The sequence below is a fragment of the Defluviimonas sp. SAOS-178_SWC genome (assembly GCF_039830135.1).
Taxonomy (GTDB): domain Bacteria; phylum Pseudomonadota; class Alphaproteobacteria; order Rhodobacterales; family Rhodobacteraceae; genus Albidovulum.
Genome location: NZ_CP156081.1, coordinates 455,323 through 476,891, shown reverse-complemented (window position 1 = coordinate 476,891; position 21,569 = coordinate 455,323). Strand labels below are relative to the sequence as shown.

The following is a 21,569-nucleotide window of genomic DNA, read 5'->3' as shown; positions in this document are numbered from 1 at the left end:
AACGCGGCTCCTCAAAGGGCGAGCGTTTCTTCATGCGTGAACGCTACGAGACAGTCCTGCCCGCCTCAAGCCCAGTTTCTTTGACAGCGCCCGCCCGCCTGCTCCGCCTCAAGCCAAGTTTTCTGACAACGCCCTCATGGATAACCGGTTCGTTGGGACGCGGTTCACGCCGCAGCGAGAGCTTATTGCGCGCCGCTCAACAGTCAGAATGATTTTATGGGTCTTTTGGGCTGGAATGGTGCCGCGCCGATCTTTAGATTTCGTGCTACCGTTCCGAAAACGCAGGAGACGCGATGAACAGTTCGACGCGATCTCTGGAAGCCCGCATTTACGGGGTATATGCAACTTTGTCGCCTGCGGAGCGCCGCTTGGCCGATGTCATGCTTGAACATCAGATGGACCTGGCGCTCTACACGGCTGCGGAACTGGCGACCGAGGCAAAGGTATCGACCGCCACGGCAGCAAGACTGATCCGCACATTGGGATATAGCTCCTACCCTTCGGCGAAGCGGCAGATCCGGGAAGCGACCCATTGGGGTTCGCCACAGGGCGGCGCAATCGACGCTCCCGAGATCGTCCCCGACAGGGTCTCACTTTCGACCGTGGTTCAATCTACCATCGACAACATCCACGCCACCGTAGATAGCATCCCCGCTGCGACATTGGAGGCGATCTGTCAGGTAACGGTGTCGGCAAAGCGGGTCTGGATCATCGGCCTACGCAACGGCTTCGGCCTGGCGCATTACGCCGCGCATTACTTCGGGCTGGTCAAGGACGATGTCAGGGTGCTGCCGGGAACCGGCACTTCGATGGCACATGAACTGGCGGGGGTGCGCGCGGGCGATCTGGTCATGGTCTTTGCCTTCCGCCGCCGACCGAAACTTTTGCCACGCCTGTTGCAGGAGCTGCGCGGCAATGGCGCGGTGGTAACATTGATCACCGACATCAGTGCCGCTGAAAGCGCCAAGGCAGCGGACCATACGATCCGCTGCCGGTGTCATTCTCCCGCGCCATTTAACTCATTGTCGGCCGCAACCACGGTGATCGACTACATTGCCTGGAACGTCTATTCGCAGCAAGAAAACGCAAGCGTCGCCCATTTCCAGCGCATCGACCGCTTTGTCGAGCTAATGGACGATGTGGCGACGCCGCGCCGGGAGTGAGGGGCGCCGACCCTAGGTGTTCAGTCCCGGCATCTGGTGGACTGGATTCAAGATGAATCGATCTGGCTCTGCTGTCCAGATTTTGCAGATGTATTCGAACGGCGTGAGGCCCTTCAGCGTCTTCAGGCGGCGTGCATAATTGTAGGCGACGATGAACGCGTCGAGGTGGCCCTCCAGCTCGGCGTGGGTCTCGTAGTGGTACCGCTTGACAGTTGCTTCCTTGATCGTGCGGTTCATCCGTTCGACCTGGCCGTTAGTCCAGGGATGGTTGATTTTCGTCAGCCGGTGCTCAATCCCGTTCTGCCGGCAAACCCGGCCGAAGATATGGACCATCGCGTGGCGCTCCTGTTGCCGGTTGGCAAATTGGACGCCCCTCGCCATTGTCTCTCGGACCAATGGCGGCCCAATGGCTCGATCAGTCAGAACGGTGTGGACCCGGTCAGGCAGAGCGGCGATCAGGTTGCGCATAAACCGGGCCGCGACCACCTTTCCGGCCTTCTGGTGAAGCTCGACGAAGGCAAATTTTGATGTTCGGTCAATGGCCACGAACAGGTAGATCTTCCCTTCTCCGGAACGAACTTCCGCGATGTCGATGAAAAAGTACCCGATCGGGTAGACCTTGAACTTCCGTTTCGGCTTGTCGCCTTCGACTTCGGGCAAACGGCTGATGCCATGCCTTTGCAGACAGCGATGCAGGGAAGAGCGTGTCAGATGCGGGATCGAAGGCTGCAGCGCGTAGAGGCAGTCGTCCAGTGGCAGCAGCGTGTGGCGCCGAAAAGCCACGACCGCTGCTTCCTCGTCTGGGCTCAGGGCACTTGAACGCACCTCTTTCGGCCCCATCCGGGCATCTTCGACGCGCTCCCGCTTTCGCCACTTGGCCACGGTCTTGACGTTGATACCGAGTCCCCGGCTCAGCGCCGCGTTCGAAGCCTGCGATCGCTGTATGAGAGCTCGGATGGTGTGCGTGGTCGTGGCGCTGCCGTGAAGAAGTCCCATAGGGCATCCTTGTGATGGTCACAGATTGGTAGACCACCACACCCCGGGACTAAACACCTAGGCTGTCACGGCGAGCTGATCAAGCCGGGCGGGCAGCGCCCAGCCCCCGACCTTCGACGGACGATGCCCGGACCAGACCAGCGTTTCTGCCAGCCGCACGGCGGCATCCACGCCATCGACAACCGGCAGGCCCAGGTCCTGCGTCAGTCCCGCCGCAAGATCAGCCATCCCGGCACACCCCAGAATCGCCGCCTCGGCACCGTTCTGCATGCCATGCGCAATCAGCGCGCGGATGCGCTCCCTTGCCCCGCTTTCCGGTCGATGCAGGTCAAGAACCGGAATGTCGCTGGCCAGAACGTGCGGGCAGCGCCGCTCGAACCCATAGCGCAGTATGTTCGCCCGCAGGGTGGGAACCGAGCGGGACAGCGTCGTCACCACGCAGAACTGCTGCGCCAGCAGGCTGGTCAGATGCAGGGCAGCCTCGCCCAGCCCGATCACCGGATACACCGACATGGCACGGGCGGCATCCAGCCCGGTATCATCGAAGCAGGCGATGACATGGGCCACGGCCCCTGCCTGCTCGGCCCGGGCGATGGCCCGCAACAGGCCCGGCAGGCAAAGCGCGCCGTCGAACGGCCCTTCGATGGCCACCGGCCCCGATGTGGATTGGCCAACGAGGATTTCGGTGCCGGGCGCCGCCGCACTCCGTGCCGCCACCCCGATGGCGGCGGTCATGGAGGCTGTTGTGTTGGGATTGATGACCGCGATCTTCACGCCGCAGCCCTCAGCGCGGCGGTGGGCCGGGGATCGTTCAGCGTTTCATAGGGGATGGGCGCGCTGATCAGGTGCCCGTCAGCAATACCGAGCTGCCACCTTTCATAGCCCTCCGGGTCAATCAAGGGCGTCGTCCACATGGCGTTTTCCCGGTAGGTTCGCGCGGCGCGCAGCAGGATATCCACCGGCAGCGCCGGGAAGATGCGGGTCAGGAAATCACCGTAGCTTTCCGGCTCCCGCGCCTGAATCCAGTCCATGCCGCGCTGCAAGGCCCGGCAAAAGACGGCCTGCTGCTGCACCCGCCCGTCATCCGCTGGGCCAAGCGCATAATAGACGCTCCACGGGATCGGGCCGCCCTGAACCGGAAAGGCCTGCACGATGTGACACCCGCCAGCCGCCGCCAGTCTCAGCGCGCCGGGATAGTCGATCACAAGATAGTCGCCCAAGCCGCCAAGGAACAGTTTCGACAGCATCGCCCCGTCAAGATCTTGGATGAAGCCAATGCGCCCGGGGTCAATACCCTCCTCTCGCAGGCGCATCTTGAAATACAGCCCGACACTAGCGCCGTTGCTGCCCTTCATCAGCACGGTCTTGCCCGGCAGTGCCTGCCAGGAAAAATCTGCCGCCGCCTCGCGCCCGAGAAGGGCAAGGGGCGCGCGGGCCGCAATCTGGGCAAAGGGTACCAGATGGTCGGCACGGTCGCGATACATCGACGGCACCCAGATGCCGCCAAGTGCGGCGGAGGCAGTGCCGTCACGCAGGTCGTCCAGCACCCGGTCCCAGGGCCGGGGCACGCTGGCGGTGACCGTCAGATCTTCATCCGCGAAAAAGCCCTGATCCACGGCCACATATTCGGGCAGATAGTTCAGGCTGTGCCCTGTCGCCGTGACATGAAAGGGGGTCATGGTCCTGCCCTTCATGCCGACTGCCACAGCGATGCCCCTGAGGCGTCAAGCGCCACCCCGGTTTCCGTGGAATACCAGTTGAGCCGATCCGCGTCATAAGTCAGCGCGGCTCTGTCGCCATGCGAAAGGCCCGGATTTCCGGCAACCCGGACATGGATCAGATCCTGTCGCAGCAATGCGTCGGCCTTGCCGGCCTGGCCTGAAAGCACCTGGCAGCCAAGGATCACCTCGGCCCCAAGCCGTTCCACCAGCACGATCTCGACCGGAAGCGGCCCCTGCCCTTCCGGCACCAGGCGGAAATTCTCGGGCCGGATACCCAGGATTGCCTGACCGTCCTGCGGCAGCGGGTGAGCTGCCTGCCAGGTGCATCTGTCCAGAGTCAGCGCGTTGCCGCTGATCGTGACGTTCATCAGGTTCATCGGCGGCGCACCGACAAAGCGGGCAACAAAGGTGTTCGCGGGCCGCGCGTAGATCTCATCGGGCGTACCGATCTGCTGGATCACGCCCTTGTCCATGACGATGATCTTGGTCGCCATGGTCATCGCCTCAACCTGATCATGGGTCACATAGATGAAGGTTTTCTGCACTCGCTGATGCAGCGCAGAAATCTCGGAGCGCATCTGCGTCCGCAGCTTGGCATCCAGGTTCGACAGCGGCTCGTCCAGAAGGTAGAGTGAGGGATCGCGCACCAGTGCCCGGGCCAGCGCCACGCGCTGCCGCTGACCACCCGACAGGTTTGCCGGGCGCCGGTTCATCAGCGCGGTCAGCTCAAGCTGCGCGGCGATGCGGTCCGTCCGCTCGACGATCCCGGGCTCATGCATCATCCGCCAGCGCACGAAGCTGCTGACGACCGGAATGTGATGCCATTTGCGGAAACGGTCCATCAGCAAGGGAAAGGCGATATTTTCCCGCACGGTCATATGGGGGTAAAGCGCGTAGGACTGAAACACGAAGGCCACGCCACGTTGGCTGGGCGTCCAGTTGCCCACATCGCGGCCGTCAAAGCGCAATGTGCCATCGGTAATGTCGCTAAGCCCCGCGATCATCCGCAAAAGCGTGGACTTTCCGCAGCCGGAGGGGCCAAGCAGAACCAGGAACTCGCCATCGTTGATGCTGGCGTCGAACTGCGGGATGATCTGAGTCTCGCCAAAAGCCTTGTGGACCCGGTCAAGCTGAATGTTGGGCATGGTGATTATCCTTTCACGGCGCCGGCAGTGATGCCCGCCACGATCTTGCGCTGGATCAGCAGGAAAAAGACGACGGCGGGCAGGCTGAAGATCAGGGCGGCACTCATCACGGCGGAAAGCGGCGTTTCATACTGCCCGATAAAGGAGGCAAGGCCGACGCTGGCGGGCCAAAGGGAGTTGTCCATCAAGAAGGTCGCGGCGAACAGGTATTCGTTCCAGCCCGCGAAGAAGGCGATCACCGCAGCAGCAGCCAGCGAGGGGGCAATGATCGGCAGGACGATCATGGTCAGCACACTCAGCCGCGGGCAGTTGTCGACAGCGGCGGATTCCTCGATCTCGTAAGGCACCGCGTCGATCGCGCCCTTGATGATGAAGGCCGCCACCGGCAGCGAGAAGCCGACATTCGCCAGGACCAGCCCCGTCAGGCTGTTCAACAGTCCAAGGCTGATGAACATGGCATAAAGCGGCACAAGGATCAGCGCTTCGGGCACAACCTGCGTCATGAACAGCAGGAAGCCGATGATACCCTTGCCATGAAAGCGGAACCGGCTGAGGCCATAGCCCGCAAGCGAGCCAAGGATCAGGCTGAGGAGCGTGGTTCCCACCGCGACGATCCCGGTGTTGCCCAGCCAGCGCAGCAGCGGCAGCTTCGTCAGCTCCTCCAGCGCGGTGGGCAGGTTTGACAGTTGCGGCCAAGGCACCTGCCCGCTGTTGTAAAGCTCGGCATTGGTCGACAGCGCGGTGGTGGCCATCCAGTAAATCGGAAAGCCCCCGAAGACGACCAGAAGCAGCACCAGCAGCGCTTGCAGCAAGGTTTTGGTCGCGGAGGTCAGCCGGTTCATCAGCTTTGCCCTTTCTGGCGATGGTGGTTGAAGGCGGCATGCACGGCGGCAACCGACAGGGCCAGGATCAGGCCGATCACGCCATAGGCGCTGGCAAGGCCGAGGTCGTGGTTTTCAAAGGCAACCTGCCGCAGTTTCACGATCAGGGTGCTGGTGCTTCCGATCGGGCCGCCGCCGGTCAGCAGATAGATAATGTCAAACCGTCGGATCGACCAGACGGCAACCAGTAGCGACACCAGCTGCAAGGTCGGCATGACATGCGGCAAGGTCACGGCGCGGAAGATGTTCAGCGCGTCCGCGCCATCCACGCGGGCGGCCTCCTTCACCTCTTGCGGAACGGATTGCAGCGCGGCCAGCATGACCAGCATGACGAAAGGCGCCACCTGCCAGACCGTGACCAGAAGGATCGAGGACAGGGCCATGTCGGTGCTGGTCAGCCAGGTGATCCGCTCCAGCCCCAGCCCGGTGACGATGCTGTTCAGCACGCCCGAACGTTCGTTGAAGATCCACAGCCAGATCAGCGCCGCCGCCACGTTGGGCACCGCCCAGCCGAACAGCAGGATGGCCCGTACCAGCGTCCGCCCCGGAAATGGCCGGTTCATGGCCAGTGCCGCGACAGTTCCAACGGCCACCCCGATCAGCACCGCCAACAACGAATAGGTTACGGTGACGTAAAGCGCGGTGTAGAAATCCGGGTTATCGAACAGACGTTCATAGTTCCGCAGCCCGATGAACTCGCTGCGGTTGGGATTGGCCAGCCGCGTGCGGGTGAAGCTGAGCCAGATCTGGCGCCCCAGGGGCCAGAACATGAAGATGGCCAGATAGATGACCGGCAGCATCATGAAGGCATAAGGCATCAGCGGTCTGATTTTTGCCGCCAGGGCCGGACGGCTTCCCGCCGTGGGCCGGGCGGCAGCTGACCGCCCGGATTGCAAAGAATAGGTCATGATCGTTCCCCTCGTGGCATTTTGCCCCTCAGAACATCTGGTCGACTTTGTCCTGCGCTTTGGCCAAAGCTTCCTCCGGAGTGATGCCTGTGACCAGAACTTCCTCGACCGCCTCCATCACCGGGCGCATGATCTGCGTCGTCTCCACTTCGTAGCCCGGGATCAGGACCGAGTGGGACTGCTGTGCAAGCTCGGCAAAGACCGGTGCCCAGGGGTTCTTCGCCACGAAATCCGCATCCAGCGGCACATCGGTTGCCAGCGCATCGGGGCCCGACGCCTTGCGCAGCGCCGCCTGGGCTTCCGGTGTAACCAGCCATTTCAGAAAGGCGATGGCTTCCTCGGGGTGTTCGCTGTTGGCATTCACCGCCACATAGATCTGCTGATGCGCCCCCGGATGCGGGAAAGGCATCGCCGCCGATTTCATGCGGCTGCTTTCCATCGCGCCACCGGAAGCAATGTTCAGCGTGCCGCCGGAATTGTCGATGCTGAAGCCGACCTGCTTTTCCTTGAACCGGGTGCGCTGCGTCGGCATGTCGTCTCCGACCGGGATGATCTTCGCATCATACACCTGCTTGAAGGCCGCAATGGCCGCCGCCGCTTCGGGCGTGTTGATGGTCAGCTTGCCCTCGGCATCGACCCAGCTTACCCCATGACCGTAGGCCCAGCTCTGGAAATCCATATAGAAGCCGGAAAAGTCGCTGATCTGGTGCCGCGAGGTGAAGCCGATAGCGCCGGTCTTGTCCTGCACGCCTTGCGCGCTGGCGATCAGTTCCGGCACGGTGGTCGGAACCGCAACGCCCGCCGCCCCGACCAGATCCGCGTTGTAGATCAGCGCATAGGCCGCACGCTGCCACGGAACGCCCAGCGTAACCCCGTCGATGATGCCATTGTCCTTGGTGGCATTCAGGCTGACGCCTTCGACTGCGGCACCGACATCAACCAGCAGGCCCGCATCCGCCAGCGCAAAGAACACGCCTTCCTGCATGATGGCGATGTCAGGGCCCTTGCCTGCCCCGAACTCGGTCATCAGGCGGTCGCCGTAATCCTTGGAGGGGATTCCCAGCGATTCCAGCGTCACACCGGGCGCGGTCGCCTCATATGCCTTGACGGCATTCCAGAGCCCCTCACCGCGCAAGGCGTCCAGCCATTGCGAGTTCGAGATTACCAAATTCACCGGCTCTTCCGCATGCAGCGGCAAGGCCATGACGGTTGAAAGCAGCGCAGCACGCGCCAGGGCGGAAAAGGCCATTTAATTCTCCTGTTGGTCGATTTGTTATGATTTAGGAAGGGGCAGGTCAGACTTTGACCCGGTGAACTGCAAGCGGGGTATCGCAGCTCAGGTTTTCGCAACCGTTGTCGGTCACCAGATAGCAGTCACCGATATTGGCACCCGCAACCTCCGGCTCAAGCCATTGCGAGTGCAGCACGAAGGTCATGCCCTCCTCGAACCTGTCATGGTTGTTCGAGGCGATGTTGTAAGGCCGGAACTTCGGCATCGAGATCGAGTGCCCGACATTCGGGTTATGCGGCCCATGCGTGGCCGGATAGACGTGCATCAGCTTGCGGCCCTGCGCTTCCCAGTCGACATCCGGCACATGGCGGCGCGGGATCAGCCTTGGCGAACCGTCATCGCTGGAGGACCAGTTGTAAGGCATGGTGCGGCTGTCGGCCGAAGTCAGATACCCGCGCCGGATGTAGGGTTCGAACGACGCATCGGCAGCTTCGGAGACCAGGGCGCCGGGGCGGACCCGCGCAGCGGCGGCCTCGACCCCCTCGACGCACATCTGCAACACCTCCTCCTGCTTGTCCGTGATGCTGCCCACCGCGATCATGCGGGCGATCTGCGCGGTGTAGCCGTGATAGCTGACCGCCGAGATATAGAGGTTAATCAGATCGCCCGAGCGCACGACATGGCCATAAGGCTTGCCGCAATGCGTGCCAAAGCGATTTATGCCGATCTGATAGCCATCGCCCCATTCACCGCCCCGCGCCATCTGGGCAAAGGTGAAGGCGGCATAGATCTCGTAATCGGTGACACCCGGGCGCGTAACATGATAGGCGGCCTGCATCCCGATGCTGGCCAGTTGCGCCGCAGCGCGGATGACGGCCTGCTCCCGCTTGCTGCGGCGGCGCTGCATCCGCTCGATGATCTCGGCGTCCGGCACCAGCCGACTGCGTGGCAGACGCCCGGCCAGCTCATCCCAGTAGGGCTGTGATGTCGCGTCGCCGAACAGGCCGATCTGGCTGGAGGCCAGGCCACCGCGCTCCAGATGGGTGCCAAGCGCCTCGACCACGCGGTCCTTGGCGCGGCCCGGCCGATTATAGGTTTCGCGCCCCCAGGTGCCGACCTGCCAGATATCCTCGACCAGCACGGGCTCGCCCCCCGGGGGCAGCAGGACCGAGCTGCTGTAGAAGGAAAACAATGTCAGCGGCAGGTTTTCGTCGGTCGGGATGACCAGCACACCCTCGCGCATCCAGTCGCAGATATAGCGCAGGTATGAGTTGGACACGCGGTAAGCGCCGATGCTGTCGGCATGGGCCAGGATGACATCATGCCCCGCAACGGTGGCCTCGCGCCGGATATGCCGCAGCCTCTCGACAAATTCCGCCTCCGGCAAGGGGTCGACGGGGGTGAACTCAAAATCGGGTTGGAACCCCTGAAGTAGGTTCTCCGATGGTACGGCCATGGCGCTGCGTCTGGCGGTGTTCAGCATATCTGTGCTCCCTTTGGAATCGAGGTTGGCGCAGATTTCAGGACATCGCAATAAATATTTCGTAATTTTGCGCTGGATTTCCAACTCTCAATGATCGCATCGTGATGGGTGAACTTTACTCTAATAACCCAAATATTTCATAGGTAATCGTTCACCTGAGAAGAAAGACACTTGTTGAGAAATGCCATTTTCTTCCTTTAGCACTTCTGGCAAATGTCGAAAAAATTCTTAGATTTGCAATAAAAATTTCATACTCGGTCAAGCTCCACGTCGACAAGTTAATGCATAAAATTTGTGCAAATGCCTAAACGGCGTACACTTCGGGACCGCCTCACGTCGCCCCTGAGTGCCGCGGGGGATAAATATGGAAAGGATGGGTGCTGCCATGTGTGGACGGCTCCGTTTGCGCAAGGGTTGATTTGAGCATCGGATGAGCGTTGCGGGTGGCGGTCATGTGTCCGGCCGGTTGATGCGGTCCGTCTGACCGCTGGCCTTGATGAAGTCCGCGTACCGGGTCCCTATCAGACGGACGAGCTTGAAGGCCCTGACAGCACCTCGGGGGGGCATCGCACAGCAATAGTCAACGCCTTCGCACACCAGTCGAGTCTCAAGCCAAAGCAAGGGTATTCGACCGACCAGGAAGGGCCTGCCAAGCCCGTATGGCACCGATCTCGAGCGCCAATTCTCGGGCCATGTGTCCAGAGAACATCAAAAAATCTCGCGCGTTCATCTCGTTCACTCCGACCAGAGTCGGTATCCCCAGTTCTATTGCCATCGCGATGGTTGAACAGAGACCGCGGCCTTGCGCTTCCTGCTTGCCGAACTTGTTGACAAGCAGCAGATCCGCGCCGCATAGGCGCGCCTCCACGGCGGCGGCAATGTTTTCGATCACGCTTCCGTCAAGGCGGCAACCCCTTGATCCAGTCCCGAGTGGCTGGCTGATCCGAAACTCCGGGCCGTTTGGCAGTACTCGCAGGTCCACATCACAACGATGGGCGCTTGGGTCGGCCCGTCCGGCACGCACGGAACCAGAGAGCCGAAGGCCATCGGCGATCAACCACGGGGTAGCCTTGCCGCGTACCGTGCAGCAGGTCCTCCACGTTCCGGGGCGACAGCGGAAAGCGGACGTACATCATCACGGCCAGCCGGATGATCTCGGGGCTGGTCCGGAAGTACTTGAAGGGCGAGCGCTGGGTCATGGCGAGACGCTAGCTGGGAACCAGTGTCGCCTCAAGCCAAGTTGGTCTGACAGTGCTTGGAAGAACGCTAGCCGGCTCCCTGCCCCACCTCAAGCCGCCTGCCCTCCTCAAGCTAGGTTTCTTTGACAGCGCCCTGCCGTCATAGGCTGCGTATTCCGGAGCATCCGTCCACATAGCCCGGAGGAGTCGCAAATCAGCGGCTCCTCCGTACATATTCTTGGTGCGACCGCGCTAGCCGACAGGTCGCATCATTCAGCTTGAGAACCACCAGCGTTCCGCAGCTCGGGCAGCATCGAGTTGAGCAACGCCCGACAACTCGCCGTGCTCGACCTTGGTCGATGTCGCATCGATAAAATTGCCGAAGCCCCAGATGATTGCGCCACCTTCGTCGTGGATGATGCGCTGAACTTCGCCGTACATTTCCTTTCGCTTTACAGCGTCAAATTCGCCGCGTGCTTCCACCAGAAGTTTCTCGACCCGAGGGTCGTTCATTCGGGTCACGTTGTATTGGCTCTCGATTGCCGCGGCGGAATAGGCTTGTGTGATCATCACATCCGCGTTGAGGTTGCCGCTCCATCGGTCAGCCTGGAGAATTTCCATGTTCCAGGCCTCGGCCCAATAGCCATCTTCGGGTAGCTTGATCACATCGATCTCGATGCCGACCTGTGCTGCCTGCTCCTTGAAGAGGACAGCAGCATCGGTCGCTCCGGCATAGGGCGTTTCCGAAACTGCAAGGGGTACCTTCAACTCGGTCAATCCGGCCCTCTGGAGATAGAACTTGACCTTGTCCGGATCGTAGCTTGTCTGTGGCAGATCCACGAACATATCGTAGGCGGACGACAGCGGGTTGTCGTTGCCGATGGTGCCGTAGCCATGAAGGACGCGCTCCATGGGTACTGTCAGAGCAAAAGTTGGGGCCCGTTCTTCCCCGCCGCCCTGCTCTGACGCTGGGGAACAATCCCTATGTTTGCTGGACCGTGGTCAAGCATGCGACGAAGATCGGCACTGAAATTCCCATCTCGAAACATACATCAGCGATTAAATCTGACAAGACCTGAGAACAGGAACTGAGAAGACACCGGGCTGATCGAAGCACGACCTGTTTCGTGTTCATCGGCTCGGTTCCAAACGCGATGACGAAAAGAAGCGATCGAGCCTGCCCAACAACGACCAATCTCGGTAGTGCAAGCGGACCGCCGGCTGAGTGTGTCAGGCGGCAGTGCCCGTCAGATCCCGCGTCGCCCGGATGTAGTTCACGGCGGCTCCGAACGTCCTAAGGGTTTCGACATCATTGGGTGCTGTCATGTGTGGACGGCTCCGTTTGCGCAAGGGTTGATTTGAGCATCGGATGAGCGTTGCGGGTGGCGGTCATGTGTCCGGCCGGTTGATGCGGTCCGTCTGACCGCTGGCCTTGATGAAGTCCGCGTACCGGGTCCCTATCAGACGGACGAGCTTGAAGGCCCTGACAGCACCTCGGGGTGTCCCGGCAGCGGTCCCGTTCGCTCATCATCACTCTCTTCTGCCCTTGCATCTCGTCGCGGCGCCATTGGGTCGCCGGATGCATTCCTTTTTCGGTCAGTTGGCCGGTGAGGCCCTGTAGGGCTCTCCCTTCGAAAGCAGCGCCCATGCGGTCCGCGCCGTCTTGTTTGCGATAGCCACGGTAACAAGCCGTGTCGGTTTGCGTTCCAGCAGAGACCGGACCCAAGCGCCTGTTCGTGTATCGATGTTTGGCGCCCGTCGTGTGACGGAGGTGGCGTCTACAACAAGCAATCGACGCAGGTAGCCGTTGCCCATCTTCGACACCCGCCCTAGCCGGTCCTTGCCTCCCGACGAGTTCTGTCGCGGCACAAGCCCGAGCCAGGCCGCAAACTGACGCCCCGATTTGAAAACGGATGGGTCCGGAGCGCTCGCTGCGATGGCAGTGGCGGTGATGATGCCCACGCCCGGGATCGTCTCGAGCCGCTGGCTGGCCAGGTTCTGCCGATGCCACGCCAACAACTGACGCTCGATGCTGCGGATTTCTAAAGCGAGAGTTTCGAGCTGAATCCCCAAGGTCGGTAATGTCAGAGGAATCGGGCCTAGCCGCCCCTTCCTGCCTCTTACTGTCGAAATTGGACACAAAAACTTGATCTGTAAGGGAAAAGACCTTGCAGAGCGCCGACGAGAACAACAACCGAGCCGGCGCGAGCGTAGCAGATCAGATTCTTCTGAAAACACCTTGTTCGTCGTCCCCCCACGCTACGAGACCGCCCTACCCCGCTCAATTGAATTCGCTCGGAATCTGCCTTCCACACTCCACTAAATGTGGTGACCACCGCTCAGACAAGAAGATCAACTTTTTTGAATGTCGTAACGTCGATGATCCCCAGATCCGAAATACGGATCTCAGGGATAACGACGAGTGCCAGAAGCGAATGCTGCATATATGCGTTGTTCAAAATGCAGCCGCAGGCCTCCATGGCCTCTATCATTGCAGCTGCCTTTCCGGCAACAACTTCAGCACGCTCGTCGGACATCAGGCCGGCAATTGGCAATTCGACCGTGGCCAGTTCCTGACCTTCCGAGAAGACGGTAATGCCGCCCCCGATCTTACCAAGATGGTTGGCCGCTGCCGCCATATCTAGCTTCGAGGTGCCGACGACGATCATATGATGGCTGTCATGGGCCACGGTCGAGGCGACCGCGCAGGGCTTGTCATAGCCAAAACCCGAGACAAACCCGTTGACGACGCCGCCGGTTCCGCGATGCCGTTCCACCAGGGCAATTTGGCAAACGTCCTTGTCCGCGTCCATTTGCACCAGGCCGTTTCTGACCGGCAAGGACATTTCCAGCGCCCGTGTGGGGGCCTGGTTTTCGATCACGCCGATCACGCGCGCCCGCACCTGCTGAGCGCCTTCGGGAGCGAAAATGTCGAAGTCATCGGCCGAAAGCGCGCGGCCGAGCTTGACCGTGTTGCGGCAGAAGGCAGGATAGTCCGCTTCGGGAATATCAGCGCTGAGCACTCCGTCCTCGGCCACGATTTCTCCCTGCGCGATCACAAGTTCCACCGGCAGCAAGGCCAGGTCCGAGGTCAGGATGATATCCGCCCGCCGCCCCGGTGCGATGGAACCGATGTCGCGCTCCATGCCGAAATGCTGTGCAGTGTTCAGCGTGGCCATCTGAATGGCGGTAATCGGCTTCAGCCCTTGCGCGATGGCATGGCGGACAACCCGGTTCATATGACCATCGCGCACCAATGTGCCGGAATGGCTGTCATCCGTGCAAAGGATGAAATTCCTGGGATCCATGCCATCCTCGGTGACGGCCTTGATCTGTTCGGCCACGTCGTACCAGGCCGAACCGAGCCGCAGCATGGCGCGCATTCCCTGCCGCACGCGGGCGATCGGGTCTTCCTTGCGGGTACCTTCATGGTCGTCGGCCGGGCCCCCGGCAACATAGCCGTGAAACATCAAGCCAAGATCGGGCGATGCATAGTGCCCGCCCACGGTCTTTCGCGCTTCCTGCGTGGCACCGATTTCGCCCAGCATCTTCGGATCGTTCATCGCCACGCCCGGGAAGTTCATCATTTCACCCAGTCCGCAAACCTGCGGCCAGTTCAGCGCTTCCATCACGTCTTCAACCGACAGATCCGCCCCGGCATTCTCTAGCCCCGGAGCCGAAGGTACGCAGGAGGGTATCTGCACCTGCACGTTGATCGGCAGGCGCGCGGCATCATCATGCATGACCTTCACGCCCTTCAGCCCCAGCACATTGGCTATTTCGTGCGGGTCGATGAACATGGACGTGGTGCCATGCGGGATCACGGCGCGGGCGAATTCGGTCACCGTGACCATGCCGCTTTCCACATGCATGTGCGCGTCGCACAACCCCGGCACCATGTAACGGCCCTTGGCCTCGATGATCTTCGTCTCCGGTCCGACCGCATGGCTGGCGTCCGGGCCGACATAGGCGATACGTCCGGCGGCGATGGCGATATCGGTTCGCGGAATGATCTCGCCCGAATAGACGTTGACCCATTTTCCGCCACGCACGACGGTATCGGCGGCTTTCCGTCCCGTCGCCACGTCGATCAGGCGGGGGGCGGCCTCGGTCCAGGTTTGAACAGGCATGATCACCTCTAGGCTAATGTCTCAGATAGGGTACGCCGAGTTTGGCGGGCTGGCCCGATCGGCTTCGGATGAACACCAGCAGCAGGATCGACGCCACATAGGGTAGCATCAGGAAGAATTGGTAGGGAATGTTAACACCGACACCCTGGGCATGTACGGCCACGCTGTCCAGAATGGCAAAGATCAGGACGGCGACCATCGTGCGCGCGGGGCGCCAGTTGCCGGCGATGACGGCGACGATCGCAAGCCAGCCCCGGCCGCCGGAAATATCCGGGCGGAACTGATCGGCAAAGGCGAGCATCAGGAAAGCCCCGCCTAGCGCCGTCAGGGCCGAGCCGAACAAGACCGCGCTGTATTGCCGGGTCGCCACCGACAGCCCTTTCGCCTCGAGGAACTGCGGGTTTTCCCCGGCGGCGCGTGTTTCCAGCCCGTAGGTCGTTCGCCGCAGGAAGAAAGCGATGACAGGCACGCTCAGGAACGTGATGTAGGTCAGCAGGTGCTGATCGAAGAGAATTGGCCCGACCACGGGAATCTTCGACAGAAGCGGAACAGGCACGCGGTCGATGGTGGAATAGGTCGGCGGGCTGGCCCCGCCCACATAGCTGCGAAACCAGAACAGCGTAAGCCCGCTGGCCAGCAGGTTGAAGCCGAGACCGGTGACGAAATGATCCACCCGCAGGGTGATCGTCATGAATCCGATCAAGAGACCCACTGCCAAACCTGCAACCATCGCGACCAGGGCGGCAGCAACCGGCGAGCCGGTACCCGTCATCACCAGATAGGCGATCAGGCAGCCGGTCAGCATGGTACCCTCGACCCCCATATTCCAGATGCCTGAGCGCTCTGTCACAAGTTCGCCCAAAGCCGCCAGCAGGATCACGGTCGCCACGCCCACCGATGCGGTCAAGATCGACATCAGGATTTCGGGTGACAGCAATTCAGACATTGGCGGGCCTCCGAAACCGGATCGAATATCGGACAAGGACCGCCGCACTCAGGAAACAGAGCAGCAAAATCCCCTGCATGGCCGGTACGAGCGAGGGCGGAATATCCGACAGCACGCTCATGTAGAGTGATCCGTTGGTCAGCGCCCCGAAGAGCAGCGCCGCAATCACCGCGCCGATCGGGTTAAGCCCGCCAATCATGCCGACGATGATGCCGGTAAAGCCCAGCCCCGTCATGACGTCGCCACGCAGGCGGTAGTTGACGCCGAAGATTTCCGACACGCCCGCCATTGCCGCGAGCCCGCCGCTGAGACACATGACGATCAGCACGGTGCGGGATACGTCGACGCCCTTGAACCGCAGGGCGGTGGGGTTGAACCCCAGTGCGCGAAGCTCGAATCCCAAAGGCGTCTTCTTGATGATGATCCAGCAAACCGCCGCGGCGAGCAGCGCCAGCAGGAAACCGATATGCAGCTTCACGTCGTCGAGAAGCAACGGAAGATGGAAATTCTCCGCCAGGATCGGCGTCTGATGATAGGAGGTCGTACCTTCTTCGGTCCACGGCCCGCCGGCCAGAAGGTAGGACAGCAGGTAGATGACAACATAGTTCAGCATCACCGTCGAAATGATCTCGTTCACCTCAAAGCGGGTTTTCAGCCAGCCGCAAAATCCGCCGAGTGCCGCCCCGCCAGAGATCGCAGCGATGATGATGACGGGCACCGCGATCCACACGGTCATGCCGCCCATGTGGAGGCTTGCCCAATAGCCGCACATGGCCCCTGCGAACATCTGCCCTTCCTGGCCGATGCTCCAGATTTCAGCGCGAAAGGCGATGACCGTCGCCAGACCGGTGAAGATCAGCGGCGTCGCGGCGACGAGGCTTTGCAGAATCGCCTCGCGAGAACCGAACGCACCTTCGTAAAGGGCACTGAACCCTTCGGTAACGCTGGCACCGCTCGCCAGGACCAGCAGAGAGGAAAGTGCAAATCCCAAAAGCAGCGCCAGCACATAGGCCGCCAGCGTGATTTGCCAGCCGGCGGACTGTCGCGATGTGATCTCGATCATGCCGCATTCTCCAGCGGCCGGCCGGCCATCAGAAGCCCGATCTCCTCGAGATTGGTATTCCTGGCGTCGACGATGCCCATCAGACGGCCCTGGAACAACACGCCGATGCGATCGCACAAGTTCAGCAGATCCCGCAGCTCGGACGAGGCGATCAGGACAGAGACCCCTTCGGCGCGTTTTTCAAGCAGACGCATGTAGATATACTCGATCACGCCGACATCGAGGCCCCGGGTCGGTTGATTGGCCAGCAGAACCTTCGTGGCCAGGCGTTTCTCCCGCGCCAGGATGACACGCTGCGCGTTCCCGCCCGACAGGTTTCGCACAAGCGTTTCGGGCGACGGTGCGGAAATCCGGAACTCCTCGATCATCTTGCCGGCATTTGCGCGGATCTTGTCGAAATCGAGGAAGCCTTTCCGTGCGAAACCGTCCCTGTGATCGCCGAGGATCAGGTTCTCCTCGATCGACAGATCGCGCACGAGGGCTTGAGCGAAGCGATCGTCGGGGATGTGGCCAAGGCCCATATCCTTGATGGAGCGGGCATTCCCGCCTCCGATCACCGTGCCATCCAGCGTGATCCGGCCCGATGCGGGTTTGCGCACACCGGCGATCACCTCCATCAGCGGATTCTGCCCGTTGCCCGCGACACCGGCGATGCCCAGAATTTCTCCCGCGTGTACGGTCAGGGACACCGAGTCGAGCGCCGGGACATCGCCCGGCCCCGCCACCGTGACGTTTTCGAGCACCAGGCGGGGGGCGCCGACCGGCGTTGCCTGCCGGACCTGCGGCTTCAGATCACGTCCGACCATCATGCGGGTCAGTTCCTGCGGTGTCGTCTCTGCCGTCGGCGTGATGCCGATCACCTCGCCCTGCCGCAGGACCGCCACTTTGTCCGCCTGCATCACCTCGTCGAGGAAATGCGAGATCAGGATGAGGGCCACGCCATCCGCCTTGAGCTTGTCGATGATCCGAAAGAGCTTGCGGGAGTTTTCAATGTCGAGCGTTGCAGTCGGCTCGTCGAGGATCAGCACCTTCGCGTCGAAATACAGCGCCTTGAGCAACTCCGCCCATTGCTGTTCGCCTACCGAAAGGTCTCCCACCAGCGCGTTCGGGTCGATGTCGATATCATAGGTTTGGCAGATCTGGCGCAGCTTGGCCTCGGCTTCCGCATATCGGACGATGACACCCCGTTCGGAACCGATGACGATGTTTTCAAGGACCGTGAAATCCGGGACGAGAACGAAATGCTGATGCACGAGGCCGATGCCCTTGCGGATCGCATCCGCAGCCGAGGAAAGGTGCAGCCGTTCGCCGTGCAGCAGGATTTCACCGCTGTCAGGCCGATAGAGTCCGGTCAGGCACGCGGACAGCGTGGACTTTCCGGCACCGTTCTCTCCGAACAGGCACAGAAGCTCGCCTGCGTCGACGGAGAGGCTGATATCGTGGTTGGCGCGGACTGGGCCGAAGCTCTTGCAGATACCGCGCACCTGGAGGGTCGGAGTGTTCATCGGTCTGGACCTATCGGATGGAGGCCCCCGTCGACTTCGGGGGCCTTACGATGATCAGTCGGATGTGGGCAGAGACAGGTCCACCGGAATTTCCAGCTCGCCCGAGGAGATCTGCGCCGAAAGGTCGCTGACTTCTTCTTTCAGCTCTGCTGGCAGCTTGTCTTCATAGGTGTGATAGCCGGAAAGCGTCGAGCCGCCGTCAGCCATGGGGATCCAGTGTTCTTTGGTATTGCCTTCATACGGCGTGCCATTGGCGGCGTGATCGTACCACGCGTCGATGACCCATTTGAGATCCTGGTTCCAGGAAATCAATGCGCTGGCAACGACCGAGTCGGGCGAGGTTTCGCCTTCATCGACGTAATTGCCGAAACACATGATTTTGGCCTTCTCGCAGCTCTCGAAACTGGCAACCAGCTGGAAGGTCAGATCCGCCCCCGCCGCGATCTGGGCATTGGTGAACTGGTCGGCCTTGGCCGGATCGTACCAGCTTTCGATGAAGGCAACCTTGCGCTTCACGTCAGGATTGACCGCGCGCGCACCGGCGAAGAAGCTGTTGATCTGATCGTTCACATCCTCGGACGGGAACTGCCCGACCACACCTACCACGTCGCTTTTGGTTAGCCGGCCCGCCATGACGCCAAGCAGATAGGACGGTTCATGCACCCGCTTGTAGACCCAGTAGGAATTACCGCCCAGACCTTCATTGCCCGATCCGACGACGACGAACAGGATGTCCGGGTATTTCTCCTGTAGCGCCTTGACCTGATCGGAATAGCTGCTGTGTGCCCAGATGATCTGGTATTTGCCGGTCTTGGCCAGAAGGTCCATCGCGTCGCGGGCTTCCTCGCCCCAGACCCCGTTGATGCTCTTGAACGAGATATCGAGGCCGTGAGGAGCTTCTTCTGCCACAGTCTCGATATCGCGCAGCAGGGTTGCGTCCCATGCTGCCTCCGGACCCGTGGACAGGATCAGACCGATCCCGAGTTCCGTCGGCGCTTCGGCCGCCGCGTAGCCGCCGGTCGAGACCAGAAGCGTGGCACCAGCCACGATATTTATTAGCGTTTTCATGGTTTACTCCCCTATGGTTCTTCGTCCTGGATCGCCTAGTCCTGCAACTCCAGTTCTTCCAAGACCGGGTCAAAGATCTTCAACCCGACACAATCCACAGCCCCCAGATCGGTGATCGCGTATTCGGGGATCGCAGTGATCGACAACACGAACATGTTCATGATCGGCCATTCCAGCTCACAGCCCGCCGCCTTCGCGGCGGCATCGAGAGCTTCTTCCTTGGCCGCCATCTCTTTCGGGGCGATGTCCGAAACGATTCCGGCAATCGGCAGCTCCAGGCCGACCACAACCTCGCCGTCCTTCACGAAGGCCTGACCGCCGCCTTCCCGGATGACCCAATTGATGGCAGCCGCCATATCGTCGGCGTTCGTCCCGATGCAGACGATATTGTTGTCATCCGGCGCCGTCGACGTGGCCATCGCACCGTATTTCAGCCCGAAGCCCGACACGAAGGCGACCGGCCGGTTGCCCGTCTTGCCATAGCGTTCGACCACGCAGACATACAGGACGTCCTGCTCGGTATCGGGGGCAATTTCTCCGTTGACGACCTTCAAGACGGCATCCCGGCGATTGCGCACGAAGGGAACGTCGCGCGACATGTTCATCGCCAGCACCTTGACCGCTTCGGCGTCAGAACGCAGTTTCAGATCCTCGGGGCTGACCGGCGCCACCCTCATCGTCTCGGTCAGAAAGGCCGGGCGCGCGGGGCGTCTGACAGGCGCGATCATCCGGTTGCCTTCGGCCACGAAACGACCCTTGGCGATGACCTGCTCGACATTGAACGTCTCCGGGCTGTCCACCAGCAGGATGTCGGCTTGGCGGCCCGGAGCGATCAATCCGACCTTGTGGTCGATCTGGCACGCCACGGCGCTGTTGATCGTCGCCATCTGGATCGCTGCCATCGGCGGAACCCCGGCCGCGATGGCCATGCGCACCATGTTGTCCACATGCCCGCGCTTGAGCACATCCGTGGCCACCACATCGTCGGTGCAGAAGCTGATCCGGTGATCCGCAAGGGGGACGTATTTGGTGGCGAGCTGAATGTTCTCCTCGAGGAAATGGCTGATCGAGCTTTCGCGGATCAGCATGAACATTCCGTTGCGCATCTTCTCCAGCGCCTCGGTCACTTCGTAACTTTCATGGTCGAGGCGAATACCCGCACTGGCATACGATGCCAGTTTCGATCCCTTGCACATTGGGGAACAGCCAAAGACCGGCAGCTTGTGCTTGCGGGCTATCTCCAGCGCCTCGAGAACGTGATCGTCTTCTTCCTGGATGAACTCGCGCACCGTTTCCCAGATGCCGATGCATTCGGGCCATTCATGCGTCGCGCGGTGATCGTCGGGTCCGAAATAGTGATTCACCGTCGAACGCGGCATCGTGTAGGGGGTCTTGCACGGGGCGCCCCAGTGAATGGTCATCGGCCCGGCATTGGCTTCGTCCAGAAAATGTCGGACGCCGTCGAGCCCCGAAACCACAAGGATCTGGTCGAGGCCCGACACGATCGACGTGGTGCCATAGGGAACCACGAGTTCGGCGAAGCTCGAAACAGACAGTTTGGAGCATTCGACATGAAGATGCCCGTCGATCAGGCCCGGCGCCAGGTAGCGCCCATCCACGTCGTGATATCGGGTGTCGGGTCCCTTGCAGTACTCGACATCGCCGATCGCCACAATATGCCCGCTCTTGATGGCAACTTCGGCGGCATAGATTTCAGCTGTGGCGACGTTGATCAACTGGCCATTGCGGACCACCAGGTCGGCTTTGACATCGCCGTTTCCGGCGCGGATCATTTCTCTCAGGTTCACGAAACTTGTCTCCCGTTTTCCGGGAGTGTCATCAATCCCTCTGGGTGCAGCAACAAGTTTCACGTACCTGTCGCCCCCTAAAAGTATCTGAAATGAACATACGAAATCTGCCTTTCCAATCGGCTGCTTGCCAAGAACGCTCGGCATGTTGAAGGTGTGCCTCAAAATATCGCAAAAAACGACGTTCATTTCGACCGGCGCAAGATGACCTCGACACCGACACACGAAAACATATCCATTGCGAATATTCTTCGGCCCGGAACATCGTTCACGTTCGGCGAAACGACCTATGGTTCCGGGGATCAGTTTGGTCCGATGACCGGATGCCAACTCGAAGCGATAT

17 protein-coding genes and 2 pseudogenes are annotated in these 21,569 nt (G+C 61.0%); 1 reads left to right on the top strand and 18 read right to left on the bottom strand.

What is annotated here, in order from left to right:
* Positions 1–293: 293 nt before the first annotated feature.
* The gene (locus tag V5734_RS03170) at positions 294–1,163 is read left to right on the top strand and encodes a MurR/RpiR family transcriptional regulator (protein WP_347312075.1); all 870 of its coding nucleotides are present in this window, start codon (positions 294–296) and stop codon (positions 1,161–1,163) included.
* Positions 1,164–1,175: 12 nt separating this feature from the next.
* Here V5734_RS03170 and V5734_RS03165 read toward each other — a convergent pair whose 3' ends face one another.
* From V5734_RS03165 to V5734_RS03080, 18 genes and pseudogenes are all read right to left on the bottom strand, one after another.
* Positions 1,176–2,159 carry an IS481 family transposase gene (locus V5734_RS03165; protein ID WP_347312074.1) on the bottom strand — a complete coding sequence of 328 codons (984 nt, stop codon included), beginning with the start codon at positions 2,157–2,159 and terminating at the stop codon, positions 1,176–1,178.
* 57 nt (positions 2,160–2,216) lie between these two features.
* Positions 2,217–2,933, bottom strand: coding sequence for an aspartate/glutamate racemase family protein (locus V5734_RS03160; RefSeq protein ID WP_347312073.1), 717 nt, complete (start codon positions 2,931–2,933; stop codon positions 2,217–2,219).
* Positions 2,930–3,838, bottom strand: a complete 909-nt coding sequence (locus V5734_RS03155) for an ABC transporter substrate-binding protein (protein ID WP_347312072.1) — start codon at positions 3,836–3,838, stop codon at positions 2,930–2,932. Before V5734_RS03155 ends, V5734_RS03160 begins: the two co-directional genes overlap by 4 nt.
* A gap of 11 nt (positions 3,839–3,849) precedes the next feature.
* Positions 3,850–5,025 carry an ABC transporter ATP-binding protein gene (locus V5734_RS03150; RefSeq protein WP_347312071.1) on the bottom strand — a complete coding sequence of 392 codons (1,176 nt, stop codon included), beginning with the start codon at positions 5,023–5,025 and terminating at the stop codon, positions 3,850–3,852.
* Positions 5,026–5,030: 5 nt separating this feature from the next.
* Positions 5,031–5,867 carry a carbohydrate ABC transporter permease gene (locus tag V5734_RS03145; protein ID WP_347312070.1) on the bottom strand — a complete coding sequence of 279 codons (837 nt, stop codon included), beginning with the start codon at positions 5,865–5,867 and terminating at the stop codon, positions 5,031–5,033.
* Positions 5,867–6,724, bottom strand: a complete 858-nt coding sequence (locus V5734_RS03140; RefSeq protein ID WP_347312069.1) for a carbohydrate ABC transporter permease — start codon at positions 6,722–6,724, stop codon at positions 5,867–5,869. The genes V5734_RS03145 and V5734_RS03140 overlap by 1 nt, the downstream gene beginning before the upstream one ends.
* A gap of 118 nt (positions 6,725–6,842) precedes the next feature.
* A complete protein-coding gene (locus V5734_RS03135; RefSeq protein WP_347312068.1) occupies positions 6,843–8,063 on the bottom strand; it encodes an ABC transporter substrate-binding protein in 1,221 nt (406 codons plus the stop codon).
* Positions 8,064–8,109: 46 nt separating this feature from the next.
* Positions 8,110–9,612: a M24 family metallopeptidase gene (locus V5734_RS03130; protein WP_347312067.1), complete on the bottom strand. Its 1,503-nt coding sequence runs from the start codon at positions 9,610–9,612 to the stop codon at positions 8,110–8,112.
* A gap of 523 nt (positions 9,613–10,135) precedes the next feature.
* The gene (locus tag V5734_RS03125; protein ID WP_347313563.1) at positions 10,136–10,552 is read right to left on the bottom strand and encodes a DUF2478 domain-containing protein; all 417 of its coding nucleotides are present in this window, start codon (positions 10,550–10,552) and stop codon (positions 10,136–10,138) included.
* 58 nt (positions 10,553–10,610) lie between these two features.
* Positions 10,611–10,727, bottom strand: a pseudogene (locus V5734_RS03120) (IS6 family transposase); the annotation flags it as partial.
* A gap of 252 nt (positions 10,728–10,979) precedes the next feature.
* Entirely contained in the window at positions 10,980–11,618 is a 639-nt protein-coding gene (locus tag V5734_RS03115; protein WP_347312066.1) for a hypothetical protein, read from the bottom strand.
* Between the two features lie 684 nt (positions 11,619–12,302).
* Positions 12,303–12,794, bottom strand: a pseudogene (locus V5734_RS03110) (IS110 family transposase); the annotation flags it as partial.
* 251 nt (positions 12,795–13,045) lie between these two features.
* A complete protein-coding gene (gene ade / locus V5734_RS03105; RefSeq protein ID WP_347312065.1) occupies positions 13,046–14,836 on the bottom strand; it encodes an adenine deaminase in 1,791 nt (596 codons plus the stop codon).
* A 13-nt stretch (positions 14,837–14,849) separates the two neighbouring features.
* Complete coding sequence (locus V5734_RS03100) at positions 14,850–15,782, bottom strand: ABC transporter permease (RefSeq protein WP_347312064.1); 933 nt, start codon at positions 15,780–15,782, stop codon at positions 14,850–14,852.
* Positions 15,775–16,845 carry an ABC transporter permease gene (locus tag V5734_RS03095; RefSeq protein WP_347312063.1) on the bottom strand — a complete coding sequence of 357 codons (1,071 nt, stop codon included), beginning with the start codon at positions 16,843–16,845 and terminating at the stop codon, positions 15,775–15,777. The genes V5734_RS03100 and V5734_RS03095 overlap by 8 nt, the downstream gene beginning before the upstream one ends.
* Positions 16,842–18,350, bottom strand: coding sequence for an ABC transporter ATP-binding protein (locus V5734_RS03090; protein ID WP_347312062.1), 1,509 nt, complete (start codon positions 18,348–18,350; stop codon positions 16,842–16,844). The genes V5734_RS03095 and V5734_RS03090 overlap by 4 nt, the downstream gene beginning before the upstream one ends.
* A 54-nt stretch (positions 18,351–18,404) precedes the next feature.
* On the bottom strand, positions 18,405–19,418 hold the full coding sequence (locus tag V5734_RS03085; RefSeq protein WP_347312061.1) for a BMP family lipoprotein: 1,014 nt from the start codon (positions 19,416–19,418) through the stop codon (positions 18,405–18,407).
* A gap of 35 nt (positions 19,419–19,453) precedes the next feature.
* Positions 19,454–21,556: an adenine deaminase C-terminal domain-containing protein gene (locus V5734_RS03080; RefSeq protein ID WP_347312060.1), complete on the bottom strand. Its 2,103-nt coding sequence runs from the start codon at positions 21,554–21,556 to the stop codon at positions 19,454–19,456.
* Positions 21,557–21,569 lie beyond the last annotated feature (13 nt).